We start from the raw sequence: 209 nt of genomic DNA, 5'->3' as shown, positions 1-209 counted from the left end.
GGTCACTGGATTATCGAAATGTCGGAAATGATGGCAACCGCCAACGCCAAGAGCATTGAGGAAATCAAGTCATTTTTAAGCCGACAGAAAGAGGTCTACAAGATACCTTATGAAACCCACCCGGCAGACCGCCCCCGTCAGTGCGTGTTTGGCGGCACTTCCAATGCCCTTGACTTCCTGCCCCTTGACCGTTCCGGCAACCGCCGCTT

The 209-nt window shown here is 53.6% G+C and carries 1 protein-coding gene; it reads left to right on the top strand.

The window, feature by feature from the left end; translation table 11 throughout:
- The coding region (locus DWZ82_RS15810; protein ID WP_243022970.1) for a virulence-associated E family protein at positions 1 to 209 on the top strand (209 nt) is incomplete at both ends.

This window comes from Butyricicoccus sp. AF35-5AC, assembly GCF_003477715.1.
GTDB lineage: Bacteria > Bacillota > Clostridia > Oscillospirales > Butyricicoccaceae > Agathobaculum > Agathobaculum butyriciproducens.
The sequence above is the reverse complement of the archived record's forward strand: the minus strand, read 5'-3'. Positions and strand labels throughout refer to the sequence as shown.